The sequence below is a fragment of the Actinacidiphila rubida genome, from assembly GCF_900110255.1.
Taxonomy (GTDB): domain Bacteria; phylum Actinomycetota; class Actinomycetes; order Streptomycetales; family Streptomycetaceae; genus Actinacidiphila; species Actinacidiphila rubida.
Genome location: NZ_FODD01000010.1, coordinates 72,063 through 86,303, shown reverse-complemented (window position 1 = coordinate 86,303; position 14,241 = coordinate 72,063). Strand labels below are relative to the sequence as shown.

Annotated in this window: 13 protein-coding genes; 6 read left to right on the top strand and 7 right to left on the bottom strand. The window is 73.5% G+C overall.

What is annotated here, in order from left to right; all coding sequences use genetic code 11:
• Positions 1 to 131: 131 nt before the first annotated feature.
• The 6 genes from BMW99_RS12245 to BMW99_RS12220 form a co-directional block, all read right to left on the bottom strand.
• Positions 132 to 1,541, bottom strand: coding sequence for a sulfatase family protein (locus BMW99_RS12245; protein ID WP_069465528.1), 1,410 nt, complete (start codon positions 1,539 to 1,541; stop codon positions 132 to 134).
• 393 nt (positions 1,542 to 1,934) lie between these two features.
• Positions 1,935 to 3,395: a sulfatase-like hydrolase/transferase gene (locus BMW99_RS12240; protein ID WP_069465527.1), complete on the bottom strand. Its 1,461-nt coding sequence runs from the start codon at positions 3,393 to 3,395 to the stop codon at positions 1,935 to 1,937.
• Positions 3,392 to 4,402, bottom strand: coding sequence for an aliphatic sulfonate ABC transporter substrate-binding protein (locus tag BMW99_RS12235; RefSeq protein WP_075016779.1), 1,011 nt, complete (start codon positions 4,400 to 4,402; stop codon positions 3,392 to 3,394). Before BMW99_RS12235 ends, BMW99_RS12240 begins: the two co-directional genes overlap by 4 nt.
• Before the next feature lie 220 nt (positions 4,403 to 4,622).
• Positions 4,623 to 5,420, bottom strand: coding sequence for an ABC transporter ATP-binding protein (locus BMW99_RS12230; RefSeq protein WP_075016778.1), 798 nt, complete (start codon positions 5,418 to 5,420; stop codon positions 4,623 to 4,625).
• Positions 5,417 to 6,292, bottom strand: coding sequence for an ABC transporter permease subunit (locus BMW99_RS12225; RefSeq protein WP_079139002.1), 876 nt, complete (start codon positions 6,290 to 6,292; stop codon positions 5,417 to 5,419). Before BMW99_RS12225 ends, BMW99_RS12230 begins: the two co-directional genes overlap by 4 nt.
• 44 nt (positions 6,293 to 6,336) lie before the next feature.
• Positions 6,337 to 7,509 (bottom strand): ROK family transcriptional regulator, encoded by a 1,173-nt coding sequence (locus tag BMW99_RS12220; RefSeq protein WP_107451757.1) that lies wholly within the window; start codon positions 7,507 to 7,509, stop codon positions 6,337 to 6,339.
• Positions 7,510 to 8,174: 665 nt separating this feature from the next.
• Between BMW99_RS12220 and BMW99_RS12215 the strand changes: the two genes are divergently transcribed.
• The 3 genes from BMW99_RS12215 to BMW99_RS12205 all read left to right on the top strand — a co-directional run bounded on the left by BMW99_RS12215 (position 8,175) and on the right by BMW99_RS12205 (position 10,851).
• Positions 8,175 to 9,668 carry an arabinofuranosidase catalytic domain-containing protein gene (locus tag BMW99_RS12215; RefSeq protein WP_079139001.1) on the top strand — a complete coding sequence of 498 codons (1,494 nt, stop codon included), beginning with the start codon at positions 8,175 to 8,177 and terminating at the stop codon, positions 9,666 to 9,668.
• 324 nt (positions 9,669 to 9,992) lie between these two features.
• Entirely contained in the window at positions 9,993 to 10,415 is a 423-nt protein-coding gene (locus BMW99_RS12210) for a DUF4395 domain-containing protein (RefSeq protein ID WP_075016812.1), read from the top strand.
• Positions 10,416 to 10,422: 7 nt separating this feature from the next.
• Positions 10,423 to 10,851, top strand: coding sequence for a thioredoxin family protein (locus BMW99_RS12205; RefSeq protein ID WP_075016777.1), 429 nt, complete (start codon positions 10,423 to 10,425; stop codon positions 10,849 to 10,851).
• Between the two features lie 73 nt (positions 10,852 to 10,924).
• Here the strand turns inward: BMW99_RS12205 and BMW99_RS12200 are convergent, their stop codons facing one another.
• A complete protein-coding gene (locus BMW99_RS12200; RefSeq protein ID WP_069462090.1) occupies positions 10,925 to 11,338 on the bottom strand; it encodes a winged helix-turn-helix transcriptional regulator in 414 nt (137 codons plus the stop codon).
• An 85-nt stretch (positions 11,339 to 11,423) separates the two neighbouring features.
• On the opposite strand from BMW99_RS12200, the gene BMW99_RS12195 reads away from it, so the two are divergent.
• The 3 genes from BMW99_RS12195 (at position 11,424) to BMW99_RS12180 (ending at position 14,196) form a co-directional block, all read left to right on the top strand.
• A complete protein-coding gene (locus tag BMW99_RS12195) occupies positions 11,424 to 12,236 on the top strand; it encodes an NAD(P)H-binding protein (RefSeq protein ID WP_069462089.1) in 813 nt (270 codons plus the stop codon).
• A gap of 478 nt (positions 12,237 to 12,714) precedes the next feature.
• Positions 12,715 to 13,368, top strand: coding sequence for a hypothetical protein (locus tag BMW99_RS12185; protein WP_075016776.1), 654 nt, complete (start codon positions 12,715 to 12,717; stop codon positions 13,366 to 13,368).
• A gap of 75 nt (positions 13,369 to 13,443) precedes the next feature.
• Positions 13,444 to 14,196 (top strand): hypothetical protein, encoded by a 753-nt coding sequence (locus tag BMW99_RS12180; RefSeq protein ID WP_143080528.1) that lies wholly within the window; start codon positions 13,444 to 13,446, stop codon positions 14,194 to 14,196.
• Positions 14,197 to 14,241: the final 45 nt, after the last annotated feature.

Below are 14,241 nucleotides of genomic sequence, written 5' to 3'. Positions count from 1 at the left end.
GCCTCCTTCGGGCTTGGGGACGATCGGGCGGACGGACCCGCGGGGCGTTCGTCGGGCAGGAGCGGTGGGGCGGTGTGCCAGTGTGTCGGTGCGCCCGGCGGTGGCGGCGGGCGCACCGGCACACCCCGGCGTCAGGCGGCGCGATCCGCCGCCAGCTGCGCTGCCAGCGCCGGGATGCCGAGCGCGGCCTCCTGCGCGGGCGTGGCCTGGTAGAGCAGGTTCGTCAGCTGGTAGGGGTCGTTGACAAGGTCGTAGTACTCGCGGAAGACGAGTTCTCCGGTGCCGGCCTCCTGTCCCTGGGCGTCGGTGTGCAGCGCGTAGTACTCGGTGTACTGGTACGTCGCGCTGACGGTCGACGCCCAGGTGTGCGGGTCGTCACCGGGGTTGCGGTGCCACCACTCGACGAGCAGGTGGTCGCGCCGCCTGGAGCCCAGCAGCGACAGCCCGTTGTGCGGGGTGTCGGGCGTGATCCCCACCGCGTCGAGGATGGTGGGCGCGATGTCGATGTTCGCCGCGATCCGGTCGTCGACGGTGCCGCCGTCCAGCCCGGCCGCCGGCCACGAGACGTAGAACGGCACTTCGATCGACGGGCGGTACGGAACTGACTTCGCGGTCCAGCCGTGGTCGCCCCAGCAGTAGCCGTTGTCGCCCAGGTAGAAGACGAGGGTGTTGTCCAGCTGGCCGAGGGCGGCGAGTTTGTCGTGGATCTCCTGGACGGCGTCGTCGACCGAGAGCAGGGTCCGCAGCTGGTTGCGGCGGATGGTGCGCCCGTCGTCCAGCGTGTGGGTGGCGTTCTGGATGTACGCGGGCTTGTCGCTGCGGTCGGCCTCCGGCACCGAGGGGCGCCCGTTCCAGGCGGGGACCGGCGTGTCGGCGTACTTGGCGTCCGGCGTGTTGGGCGCGTGCGGTGCCTTCGGCGCGACGAACGCGAACCAGGGCCGCTGGTCGCTCTTCGCGCCGTCCAGGAACGACAGCACGCGGTCCTTGATCACCGTGGTGCTGTAGCCGGTGATGGTGTGGACCGTGCCGTTGTCGTTGTAGGTGCCGTTGTTGTAGGTGACGGGGTCGAGCAGCAGCCAGTCGTCGAAGTGCGGCGGGTTGTCGGTGTTGTGCCAGGCGTTGAGGTACTTGCCGAACAGGCCGGTGCGGTAGCCCGCGTCGTGCAGGTAGCGCTGCACGGTGGTGTGCTGGTCCAGGTTGTAGGGGCTGCTGTTGTCGCGGACCCCGTGGTCGTGGGCGTACCGGCCGCTGAAGATGGACGAGCGGGACGGCGCGCACAGCGGTGTGCTCACGTGCCCGCGGCTGAACTTCACCCCGCCGTCGACCAGCCAGGCCACCGTGTTCGGGGTCGCCCACTCGGTCGCGTTGGGCTGGTCGTCGGTGAGGACGACCAGGATGTTCGGCCGGGTCCCGGCGGCCGCCGCGGCCGGTGCGGCGTCGGCCGGCCCGGTGGCCAGGCCGGTCACAGCGGCGGTGGTCACGGCTGCGGCCCCGGCGAGGAATCCTCGCCGTCCGAGTTCCTGTCGGTCGTTACGGCTCACGGTGGTACCCCTTCTGCGAAAAGGTCGGGGTGCGATGGGGACGTGCGGGTGGGCGGACTCGAAGACATGCCGACATGCGGGCATGCCGACATAAGGACGTGCACCTGTCCAGGCGTGCGGGCATGCGGGTGTGCGGACGGGCGGATGTGCGCGCGGGGAAACGGGGAGGTCGGGGCGCGGTCCTGCGCTGCCGGGAGCGGGACCGCGCCGTCCCGGCGACGCTACGGCCGGATCGCGGCGTCCGGCAACGCGCCGGCCCCTCCCGTCACGTGCCTTTCATGCAGGCGTCGCATGTTCACACGCCCGCAACGCCGCCGCCGTGCTGCGCCACGGACGGCCGCGACGCCCGGCACCCGGCGCCGCACCGTGATCCGCCGCACGCCCCCCGGCCGCTCAGCCCGAGGGCTCGAAGGCGCTCAGCGTGGGGTCGTGGTCGAGGTCGCCGATCTCGTACATGGGCGTCATCCAGTGGTAGAAGTTGTCGCCGCGCTCACGCAGCAGGTGGTAGAGCCGCTGGACCAACCGCACGCGGACGGGGCGCAGTTCGGCGTCGGTGTAGCGGTTGACGAGTTCGTGGGGGTCGGCCCGCAGGTCGTACAGCTCGTTGACCGACTCGGGGTTGACGACGAGCTTGTACCGGTCGTCGCGGATCATCCGCTGCGGGTAGGGGAAGTGGTGGCCGTGGAACTCGGCGAGGAGCTCCCGCGGCCAGTCCGGCCGCCCGCCGTCGACCAGCGGCAGCAGGCTGCGGCTGTCGACGGCCGGTGCGGTGTCGCACCCGGCGAGGTCGAGGATGGTCGCCGTGCAGTCGGTGAGGGTGGCGAACTCCTCGCGGACCTGGGGCGCCCGGCCGGGCACCCGGACGATCCCGGGGATGCGGTAGATGTCCTCGTACATGGCCGGGCCCTTGTCGTGCAGCCGGTGGGCGCCGGTGAACTCGCCGTGGTCCGCGGTGAAGAACACGGACGTGTCGCCGGCGAGACCGAGTTCGTCGAGCCGGTCGAGGATCCGGCCGATCTGCTCGTCGATCAGGGAGACGTATCCCCAGTAGACGGCGATGAGTTTGCGGGTGGTCTCGATCGGCAGGGTGTCGAACGCCCAGTGGGCGCTGTAGTTGCGCTGCACCGGCGGCTTGCCCTCGAACGTCTCGGCGACCGAGGGCGGCAGGTCGACGAGTTCGGGGTCGTAGCGGTCGTAGTAGGCGTCGGGCAGAAGGTACGGCAGGTGCGGGCCGAAGAAGTGGGTGGCGAGGAAGAACGGGCTCTCCCCGGCCGCGTACCGCTCCAGTTGCGCGATGGCCCGGTCGGCGAGGTAGTGCTCGAAGGTGGCCTCCACGGGCTGGTGCAGCCGGGCCGCCAGCAGGTTGCCGGGATTGCCGTTGGGGCTGACGCCGCGCACCGGGTCGCTGATCCGGTACGGCGGCAGTCCCTTCGCGTCGAGGTGGGCCAGGTAGTCGGGGTGGTCCACGGGGTTGTGCCAGCCGGCCAGGTCGGGCCCCTCGAAGCCGTAGGACGCGGCGTTGCGGAGGGTGCCGCCGTGCCATTTCCCGTACAGGCCGAGCTGGTAGCCGCGGGCGGCGAGGGCTTCGGGGAACGTGAAGACGTCGTCGCGCAGGTCTTCCAGGTAGCCGACGTTGCGTTCGTGGTTGGCGAGCAGCCGGTGGCGGAAGGGGGCCTGGCCGGTGAGCAGGCTGGCCCGCGCGGGGGTGCAGATGGCGGTGGGCGTGTAGAAGCGGTCGAAGCGGGTGCCGGTGGCCGCCAGCCGGTCCAGATGAGGGGTGTCCACGTGCGGGTTGCCGTAGCAGCCGAGGGTGTCGACCCGGTGCTGGTCGGTCATCAGGAACAGGATGTTCACCTGGCGGCCGCCTTGGTCCCGGCCTGGGCCGCCCGGACGAACGCGGCCCCGTCGTAGTACGTGGCCGGTGCCGGTGCCGCCTTCAACTGGCCGGTGCCGACGAAGAACCGGGCCAGCCCGTCGAGCCAGCCGTCGACGGTGCCGTCCTTGGTCTTGGCCACCAGGTCGGCGGTGGTGAGGAGTTCGACGTTGGCGGCGTCCGACCTCGCCTGGTCGTCGGGGACTTGGAGCATCCTGGCGGCCAGTGAGATGGCCTGGTCCTTGTGGGCGGCCCGCCAGTCGTTGGCCTCGGCGAGGACGCCGACGACCCTCTGGGTGAGTGCCGGATCGGTTCCGGGGCCGGAGACGAAGGCGGTCGGGAAGGCGTTCCCGGGGAAGTCGCGGTCGCCGGCGAGTTCGACGAGCTTCGGCACTCGCTTCTTGATCGTCGCGATGAGCGGGTAGTAGAAGCCGGCGCCGTCGATCTGGCCGGAGGAGAACGCGGCGACGAGGGTGGACGGGTCCATCGGCACCTTCTTGACGTCGCTCTCCGACATCCCGGCCTTCTTCAGTGCCAGGTTGAGGATCATCTCGCCCGACGTGCCCTCGGGCACGCCGACCTTGCGGCCCGCGAGCTGCGCCAGGGAGGTGATCCCGGGCTGGGCGATCACCCGGTCGGCGTCGGTGAGCGTGTCGACGGCGATGACCTTGGCCTTGCCGCCGGCGGGCAGCCACATGGCCCCGGGGCCGATGTAGCCGAAGTCCAGGTCGCCGGCGCCGAGCGCCTGGATCTGGATCGGCCCGTTGGTGAAGACCTTGATGCTCGGCGCGAGCCCGGCCTTCTGCCACAGCTTCTGGTCGTTCGCGATCGCCAGCAGGCTGGAGCCGTTGAAGTCGGCGATGTAGCCGAAGCGGATCTTCGTGCCCCCCGAGGAGCCGGACCCGCTCTTCGAGGAGCACCCGACAGCGGTGAGTGACAGAGCAGTTGCGGAGAGGGATGACATCAGGGCGCGACGGGTCAGGGACACGGGGAGGTTCCTTTCGGGATCGCACAAGGGCGTGCGGAGACACGCGTGCACGTGCGGGGCGCGCGCGCGACGGCGGCAGCGGCGGTCAGGAGGACGGGCGGGGGCGGCAGCAGCGGTCAGGAGGACGGACGGAGGCAGCGGCGGGCGGAGGCAGCGGCGAAGGGACTGGGGAAGGGGAAGGGGCAGGGAACAGGGGCACGCAGGGGGGCGGTGTTCGAGGTCAGCGGGCGGGCGCCTCCACGGGGGCCTGGTGGTGGACCGCGCTCCACACCTCGTTGCGGAGCGCGGCGAACTCCGGTGACAGCCTGGTCTCCTCGGTCCTGGGGTAGGGCAGGGGGACGTCGACGATCCGGTGCACGCGGCCCGGCCGCGCGGCCATCACCACCACGCGGCCGGCGAGGTAGACCGCCTCCTCGACGTCGTGGGTGACGAAGACCACGGTGCGGGTCTGCCGGCTCCAGGTGTCCAGCAGTTGCTCCTGCAGCTGCACCCGGGTCAGCGAGTCGAGGGCGCCGAACGGCTCGTCCATGAGCAGCACGTCAGGGTCGACGGCGTAGGCCCGGGCGATCGCGCAGCGCTGCTTCATTCCGCCGGACAGCGTCTTGGGCAGCGCGTCGGCGAAGTCGCCGAGCCCCACCAGCGCGATGGCCTCGTCGGCCCGGCGCCGGCGCTCCGCCGCGCCGACACCCGCCACGCGCAGGCCGAACTCGACGTTGCGGCGCACCGTGAGCCACGGAAACAGCGCGTACTGCTGGAAGATCACGCCGCGGTCCGGACCGGGCCCGGTCACCCGCCGGCCGTCCACGACGACCTCACCGGAGGTCGGCGTCACGAGGCCCGCGGCCATGTTGAGCAGGGTGCTCTTGCCGCAGCCGGACGGCCCGACGACGGTGACGAACTCGCGCTCGCCGACGTCGAGGGACACCCGGTCCACGGCGGTGAAGTGGCCGCCCCTGACGGGGAAGCGGCAGCCGACGTCCCGGAAGGAGATCTTGGGCGGGCTCGTACGGTCGGTCATCGGCGCTCCTGCCAGCGGGTGAGGCGGTGTTCGGCCAGCAGCAGCAGGCGGTCCATGACCAGGCCGAGCACGCCGATGGCCACCAGGCCCACGAAGATGGTGTCGAGGTCGTAGTAGGTCTCGGCGTGCTGCATGCGGAACCCGAGGCCCTCCTGGGCGGCGATCAGCTCCGCGGCGACCACGGTCGCCCACGCCGAGCCGAGCCCGATGCGCATGCCCACCAGGATGAACGGTGCCGCGGCCGGGATCACCACGCGCAGGAACACCGCGGTGTCGCGGGCGCCGAGCACCCGGGCCGCGTCGATCAGCGTGCGGTCCACGCCGACCACGCCCTGCAGGGTCGCCACCACGGTGGACAGGAAGGCGGCGAGGAAGATCACGAAGATCTTGGGCGTCTCGCCGATGCCCATCAGCACCACGGCGACCGGGATGAGGGCCAGCGGCGGGATCGTGCGGAAGAACTGGACGTACGGCTCGCAGAGTGCCCGCACCACCGGGTACCAGCCCATCAGGAAACCGACGAGGACGGCGAGGACGGTGCCGAGCGCGAAGCCGGCCAGCACCCGGCGCAGGCTGGCGAGCATGTCGCCTTCCAGGGTGCCGTCCCGCAGCATCTCCACCGCCCGCCGCCCCACGGCCTCGGGCCCGGGCAGACCGCCCACGCCATGGGCTGCGAGCAGCGCCCAGACCGCCACCCCGGCGGCGAGCGACAGGACGTTGAGCACCGGCGCCGGGACGCGACGGGCGCCGTGCGGGGCCGCGACACCCACGGGTTTCGGCGCGGACGCGGAGCCCTCGCCGTCGTCCGGCGCGGGCGTGGGTTCCGGCACGGACGCGGCGCCCTCGCCGGGGTCCGGCGCGGGCCCGTCCATCACCGGCTCGCGCCCGACCGCCGCGTCCATCGGCTGCCCTGCGGTCATGTCTCGTCTCCGTCTTCTGTGCTCGGGTAGCGGGACAGCAGCGGCGATCGGTGCAGGACCAGGGCGATGCCGCCGAGTGCGGCGCCCGCCTCGCCGAGCACGGCCTGCCGCAGGTCGACCAGGGGCCGGGCGACGGGCATCAGCCCGGCGGCGAGGGCCTCGCGCACCGGACCGGTCAACGCCTCGCCGGCGGCGATGAGTTCGCCGCCGATGACGACCGTGCCCGGTCCGACGGCGTTGCAGACCGTGGCGAGTGCGGCGCCGACATGGCGGCCGGCCTCGGCCACCACGCCGGTCGCGCGCGGGTCGCCGGAACGCGCGGCGTTCGTCACGTCGGCGATGCCGGCGGCCGTGCCGCCGGCCGCCCGGTACGCCTCCAGTACGGCGCCCACCGAGGCGACCGTCTCCAGGCACCCGGTGCCGCCGCACTGGCAGCGCCGCCCGCCGGGCTCCACGCTGATGTGACCGAACTCGCCTGACAGGCCGTGGGCTCCTTGGTGCAGGGCGCCGTCGACGACCAGCCCGCCGCCGACGCCGTGGGACAGCCGCAGGTACAGCACGTCCCGGGCACCGGCCGCCGCGCCCCATACCGACTCGGCGAGTGCGGCCAGCCGCGTGTTGTTGTCGACGAGCACGGGGGCGCCGAAACGCGCGGACAGCAGCTCGGCGATCCGTTCCCGGTCGCCACCGGGAGCGGAGACCGCCGGGCCGACCGCGCCCACACCGATCGCGCTCAGTGCCGCCAGCCGCAGCGAGTCCCCGGACAGGTCCTCGACCATCTCCGCGACGAGGGTGATCCGGCCGGCCAGGTCCAGGTCGGGGCCGTGCGCGCGGCTCGCGGTGCCCACCACCTCGTGGGCGACGTTCACCGCGGCCACGTGCACCGCCCGCCGTGCGAGATCGACGCCGATGGCCTGCCCCGCGGCGGGGTTCAGGGCCAGCCGCTCGACCGGCCGGCCGCGCCGCCGCGGCGCCGCGTCGGGTGCCGACGCGACGACGGCACCGGTCGCGACCAGCGTGCCGACGATGTCGTAGAGCGTGGTCCTGGACAGCCCGCAGCGTGCGCCGAGTTCGGCCCGGCTGAGCGGCCCGTGTCGGCGCAGCAGATCGAGCACCAGGTCCTCGTGGCCCCGCCGCAGTCGCGCCAGCGGGCCGTCGTGTTGCTGCATGGCACCCAGGATGGAGATCCGCCGATTTTTTCGTCAACGGTCCGGAAAAAAGAAGCGGAGAACCGGCGTTGGCCTGATGAACACTCAAAAATGCTGGTGAGAGGCCCTGTTGGTGCCGTGCGGAGGGTCAAGCGCGCCGGTGCGGATTTATCGCCGGCTTCGCATCGCCGTTACCGGGGTTCACGAAACGGGGATGCCGCCCGGCGCGGGGGCAACGGCTGGCCGTCGAGGGCCCGTTGACGCGCTCGTCCATGGTGCGTACCTTCTCGTGCCGGGCGCCCCCGTCGTCCGCACGCCGGCAGCCGTGCGGACCGCACGAACGGCGCCCGGAGTGTCACCCGTGCGCCACCGCTGGGGCCCGTGCCCTTGCGGCGGGTCGGCACGGCACGCCGACGGTCGCTCCGACCGCGGCTCGCCGCCTGTCCGCGGCGCATCCGTCAAGCAGGCCGCGGCGGCCGCCCGTTCCCCGGTGTCCGCCCGCACTCCGCCCTGCCCGCGGGCGCGGTCCCCTCGCCGTTTCCATGTCCTCCGCGTCCTCCGCGTCCTCGGCACGCCCTCGGCGAGTCCCGATCCGCCACGGCTCGAACCGAGGCGCGCGGCCGGTACGTGTTCCGGCGGTCCTCGACCGAGGCACCGTCCCTCCCCCTCCACCAGGAGCGCTTCCCATGACCGCATGGCACCTCCCCACCGGTCCTTCGCCGCGGCGGCCCGCACCGCCGGGGCCACCGGCCGCACCCCACCGGGTCCTTCTCGCCGCCACCACCGTCCTCGCCCTCGTGCTGCTGTGCCTGGGCGCGCTTCCCGCCGGCTCCCAGGCCGCCACGTCGCAGCCCTGCGACATCTACGCGGCGGCGGGCACGCCGTGCGTGGCCGCGCACAGCACGGTGCGGGCCCTCTACGGCGGTTACAGCGGCCCGCTCTACCAGGTCACCCGGGCTTCCGACGGCGGCACGCGGGACATCGGCGTGCTCGCCGCGGGCGGCTACGCGAACGCCGCGTCCCAGGACTCCTTCTGCGCGGCGACCAGTTGCACCATCACCCGGATCTACGACCAGTCGCCGCGTCACAACGACCTGACGGTGGAACCCGCCGGGACCGCGGGCGCCGCGGACCGCCCGGCGCTCGCCTCGGCCCTGCCGCTCGTCGCGGGCGGACACCAGGTCTACGGCGTGCTGATCACTCCCGGCACCGGCTACCGGCACACCGACGGCGCGGGGGTCGCGGTCGGCGGCCGGCCGGAGTCCATGTACATGGTGGCCAGCGGCACGCACGTGAACGGCGGATGCTGCTTCGACTACGGCAACGCCGAGCACGCCGTCACCGACACCGGCAACGGCCACATGGACGCGGTCTACATCGGCACGCGCTGCCACAACCCGCCGTGCACCGGCACCGGCCCGTGGGTCGCGGCGGACCTGGAGAACGGCCTGTACCAGGGCAGCGGCAACAACCCGGCGAACCTCGGCAACGCGACGCCGTTCGTCACCGCGCTGCTGAAGAACGACGGCCGGACGGCGTTCGCCCTCAAGGGCAGCGACGCCCGCTCCGGCGCCCTGTCGACCTGGTGGAACGGCGCCCTGCCCAGCGGCGGTTACACCCCGATGCAGCAGGAGGGGTCGATCGTGATGGGCACCGGCGGCGACAACAGCAACGCGTCGGCGGGTTCGTTCTACGAGGGGGTGATGACCTCCGGCTACTCCACGGACGCCGCGGACAGCGCCGTCCAGGCGAACATCGTGGCGGCCGGGTACTCCGGCGGCGGCGACGGCACCTCGGGACGGACGGTCACCGGCCCCGGCGGCACCTGCGTGGACGTGGACGGCGACGACGTCGGCGGCGACCACGCCGCGGTGCAGCTCTGGCAGTGCCAGCCGTACGCCGTGGACCAGCACTGGACGCACGCGTCCGACTCCTCGCTGCGCACGCTCGGCCGGTGCCTGGACATCATGGGCAACGCCACCACGGCCGGCACGAAGGTGCAGCTGTGGGACTGCGACGGTGCCGGCGGCCAGGAGTGGGTGCAGCAGTCCGACGGCTCGCTGCTCAATCCCCAGTCGGGCCGCTGCCTGGACAGCCCCAGCGGTGCCACCGCGAACGGCACCCGGCTCCAGATCTGGGACTGCAACGGCTCGGCGGCCCAGAAGTTCGCCCTGAACTGAACCGGCCCGGTCCGCGGGTCACCGCCCCCCGGCGACCCGCGGACGCCGCCGCTCCACTCCGCTCCCGCGGACGCCGCCGCGGCCCGGCGGAGGACCGTCCGGCGTCCCCGCGCGTGGTTGTCCGGCTGGTGGGCACCCATTGACCGCCACCCCGGCGGCTGTTCCAATGGCGGGATGTACTCCGAGACCTTCCTGGTGATCAGGGCCTACGTCGACTTCGGTCGCGTGTGGTCCGCCGCGTGTCGCTGACCGCGCGCCCGACCACCACGATCCGTCCGCCACGTCCCGGAGTTCCCTGTGCCCGACCCCATTCCCGGCGCGCCCGTGCGCGTCGACCCGCGGGGACCGCGGTTCGCCGCCGCGCTCACCACGCTCGTCCTGTTCCTCGTCCTGGCCACGGGCAGCGGCGTGCTGCTCGCGGCGCAGGCCGTCGTCTTCGCCCTCGGCGCCTTCCTCGGCCTGCGGCGGTCCCCGTACGCCTGGGTGTACCGGCGGCTGGTGCGGCCGCGCCTCGGACCGCCGGGGGAGCTCGAGGACGAGCGGCCGCCGCGGTTCGCGCAGGGCGTCGGCCTGGCCTTCGCGGTCGCCGGGGCGGCGGGATACCTGTCAGGCGCCACCTGGCTGGGGATCGGCGCGACGGCCGCGGCGCTCGCGGCCGCGTTCCTCAACGCCGCCTTCGGCTACTGCCTGGGCTGCGAGGCCTACCTGCTCGCCGTGCGCGGCCGGGCCCGGCTGGGCGAGGGGTGAGGCGGCCGTGACGGACCCCACCGGACTCGTCGCGGCCGGCGCCGTGCTGGCCGCCGCGACCGGCTTCGGCGTGTTCCGCAGCCGTCGGGACGGCAGGCTCCGCGACACGGGCCGCGAAGCCGCTCTGCGGCTGTCGCCCGCGGATCTGGGCACGTCGCTCGGCGAGCGGGCGACGCTCGTCCAGTTCTCGACGTCCCTGTGCGCGACCTGCCCGGGCACCCGGCGGCTCCTGGCCGGCGTCGCCGCCGAGTCGCCGGGCGTGCGCCTCGTGGAGATCGACGCCGAGGCGCGGCTCGATCTCGTCCGTCGCGTCGAGGTGATGCGCACGCCGACCGTCCTCGTCCTGGACCGCGCGGGCCGCGTCGTGCGCCGCGCCTCCGGAGCACCGAGCCGGGCCGACGTGACGTCGGCGCTGGCACTCGCGACGGCGCACTGAGCCCGGGCCCACACGTCACTCGCGCAGCGCCCGGCCCCTGCGGTCCCTGCCCTTCCGGCCTGCGCCCGCCGGTTCACCGGATTCCGGAGTCGGGATATGCGGCATCCCATTCCTGGCGCGCTTGCGCGATGGCGTCGCGGTGTTCCGCCGACCAGTCCGTGAGGGCCTTGACCAGATAGGTGAGGCTGTGGCCCATCGCCGTGAGCTCGTACTCGACCTGCGGGGGCACCATGGGGTGCACGGTCCGGGTGACCAGGCCGTCGCGTTCCAGCCGGCGCACCGTGAGCGTCAGCATTCGCTGTGAGATGCCGGGTACGGCGCGCTGCAACTGCCGGAAACGGCGGACGCCCTGGGCCAGTTCGACGACGACCAGGACCGACCATTTGTCGCCGATCCGATCGAGGACCTCGCGGATCCCGCAGTCCTCGTGCTCGTCGCCGCAGCTGACGACGGGTTCGGTGGTTACCCCGGTGTGCCCCACTGACATGGAAGTGCCTCCTTACGCTTCCTGCCGCAAAACCACAGGATGATCCCGGTTACCGAAGAGAACCTACCGGAACGGGAAGACCCTGATGATCCTGGTGACAGGCGCCGCCGGCGCCCTGGGCATGCTGGTCGCCGAACGGCTGGCCGACCGCGACGACACCGTCCTCGGAACGCGTGAACCTCAGCGGCTCAAGGCCCCGCTGCCGGTCCGCCAGATCGACTTCGACGAGCCCGGCACCCTCGCCGGGGGCTTCGAGGCTGTGGAGGTACTGCTGCTGATCTCCGCGGGCTACGGCGAGGACGACACCGTCACAGCCCGGCACGGTGCCGCCATCGACGCGGCGGAGAAGGCCGGTGTGGGACACGTCGTCTATACGAGCCTGACCACCGACGGCGATCACCTGCCCTACGCGCTGCCGCACCGTTGGACCGAGCGCCGGCTCCAGGCGAGCACCATGGACTGGACGATCCTGCGCAACGGCCTGTACGCGGAGTTGCTGGGCGGCCTGGCGGCGCCGTCCGCCGACGGGCGGATCACCGCCCCCCTCGGCGAAGGCCGACTGGCCGCCGTCGCACGGGCGGATCTGGCCGATGCCGCGGCGCGCGTGACGCTGGAGGCATCCGCTCACGCGGGGCGCGTCTACGAACTCGTCGGCGAGCAGGCCATCGGCGGAGCCGACCTGGCCCGCGCTCACGGCCCACACGTCACCTACGAGCCGGAGACCCTCGCCCAGGCCCGCACGCGCATCGCCGCTTCCGGCGCCGAGCCGTTCCAGGTGCCGATGCTGGTGGGCACCTACTCCGCCATCGCGAGCGGATTCATGTCCCGCACGGGCAGTGATCTGCGCCAACTACTGGGCCGCGCGCCCCACTCCCCCCTCGCGGCAGCCCTCGCATAGCCCACACGGCAACTCTTCCGCGCCGGCAGGGAAGTGCCATGCCCCGCGCAACCATGAGCGTTCTGGCGATGATTGTGGTGGACCTTGCCGACCCGGTACGTGCGCGCCGGCTGGAGCTCACAGCGCACCAGCATCAACAGGGCATTCCGTACCGGGTCCGCCGGCCGGCGCTTCGACGCGAGGTGTTCCGGGAGCGGCAGGTCGCCCCGCCAAGCCCCTACCGCTCTCTGGGGTCCTTCCGCAGCTCTGCGAACGGCTCCCGGGGCTGACCCCTGTGCGTCATGGCCAGACCGTACGCCCGCAAGTCCTGACCAGCGCCCCGTGCGGCACCATTCGGCGCCGCACGGGTAGGAACTGCCCGGCCTGCGCCCTCAACTCCCCTGCGGGCGAACGGACATGAAGACCTCCGGCCAGTGCGCCTGCCCGAACCCGTGAAAACCCGTCGTCCGCGGCCTCGCGCACGGGTGACACTGGGGGCGTGAACGGCGGGGCGGTCGGTGCGGCGGAAGCGGCCGTGTCGCGGATCGACGAGTTGGGCGCGCGGGTGCACGCCGGGCTTCGCGACGGGCGGCTCGCCGCGGGTGATGCCGTGGCGCTGGCCTGCGAGGCGCTGGACTGGGGACACTCGGGGCGGGCCGTGCGCGAGGTGGTGGAGCGGGACCCCGCGCAGGTGGGCGCGGCGGAAATGGCGGAGCTGGCCCGGCGGGTCCTCGCCGAGACCGGTTTCGACCCGGGATTCGCCCGGGCGCCCGAGCGCCTGGCGGTACTGCGGCGAGCGCTGCGGATCGCGGCACGGGACCTGCCGACCGCCGGCATCACCGGTGCGCCGCGGCTGGTCCTGCTGGAGGAGTTCACTCCCGTGTCGGCGGGGGTCGAACTGGCCGACGGCCGGCTCCTGACCGGGGGCGCGGGGCTGCCCGCCGCCGCGGGCGACGGTCTCGCCGGCGCGCTCGTGGCGGTCGCCGGTCTCGTCCAGGACGACCTGCTGCGGCGGACGTGGCGGGTCTGGCCGGTCTGCCCCGGCCACGGGCTGGGACTGCACGCCCGCGAGGACCGGGGTTCCGCGGTGTGGGGGTGCGCGGGCGGCGGCGGACACGCCGTGGCGCTCGTCGGTGCGCTGGGACGGCGCTGAAGCCACGGCGCCGGTCACGCACTCGGTCGTGCGGAACCCTTCTGGGAGAGGGTGCTGCGTCCCTACGATGTCGCGATGCCGCACGTCGTCCCCCTCCTCCCCCGCCGTCCGCGGCCCCCTCGCCGTCGCGGCGGAGGCCGCGCCGCGGCGGTCACCGCCCTCGTCCTGCTGCTGTCGGGAGCGCTCGTGGCATGGGCGCTGGACGGCGTGCTCGGGCTGTCGTTCACACCGAAGACCGTGCCTGCGGAGCATTTCGGCGCCGTCCCGGCCACCGCCCCGCAGCCCCCGCCGCGGATCACGGCGATCACGGGCGCGGACTCGCCCCGGCTGAGGCTCGCGGCGCAGGCCGTCGCCGACGCCCTCGCGGCCCGCGGCCGCCCGTCCCCGGCCCTCCGCTCCGGGGCCCGGCCGACCGCCGTCCCGGCCGGGGTGCTGGCCGTCCGCGCGGGCAGCGGCGGGAGTTCCGCCGAGCAGTACCGGCTGCGGGCCTCGGACGGCGGCCTGCTGCTGGACGCTGCCGGGCAGGCGGGCGCCGCGGCCGGGCTGTACCGGCTCGCCGACCGCGTCCGCTCGGGCGAGGACGCGATGGCGGACGTGCCTCTCGCGGTGGGCGGCGCGGCGGCCTGGGCGACCGGCACCGAGCGCGCGCTGAGCGCCTGGAACGACCAGATGACGCTGCTGCCCTGGGGCCTGCACCGGATCCTCGGCATCACCACCTACCTGGGCGTACCCACCTCGCTCCCGCGCGACGTGGCACTGGCGGGCGCGGCCCTGGTACTGCTCGGCGCCGCGCTGGGGGTCCGGCGGCGCGTCGGCCGCACGGGCTAGGGTCGGTCGTCGGGATCCGCGTGCGCCGTCAGGTACCGGCCGGAG

Bases quoted from the DNA above. Each gene is read 5' to 3' on its own strand.
- BMW99_RS12225 (WP_079139002.1), bottom strand. From the start codon at position 6,292: ATGGACGGGCCCGCGCCGGACCCCGGCGAGGGCGCCGCGTCCGTGCCG.
- BMW99_RS12230 (WP_075016778.1), bottom strand. From the start codon at position 5,420: ATGACCGACCGTACGAGCCCGCCCAAGATCTCCTTCCGGGACGTCGGC.
- BMW99_RS12195 (WP_069462089.1), top strand. From the start codon at position 11,424: ATGATCCTGGTGACAGGCGCCGCCGGCGCCCTGGGCATGCTGGTCGCC.
- BMW99_RS12200 (WP_069462090.1), bottom strand. From the start codon at position 11,338: ATGTCAGTGGGGCACACCGGGGTAACCACCGAACCCGTCGTCAGCTGC.
- BMW99_RS12180 (WP_143080528.1), top strand. From the start codon at position 13,444: ATGCCGCACGTCGTCCCCCTCCTCCCCCGCCGTCCGCGGCCCCCTCGC.
- BMW99_RS12220 (WP_107451757.1), bottom strand. From the start codon at position 7,509: ATGCAGCAACACGACGGCCCGCTGGCGCGACTGCGGCGGGGCCACGAG.
- BMW99_RS12215 (WP_079139001.1), top strand. From the start codon at position 8,175: ATGACCGCATGGCACCTCCCCACCGGTCCTTCGCCGCGGCGGCCCGCA.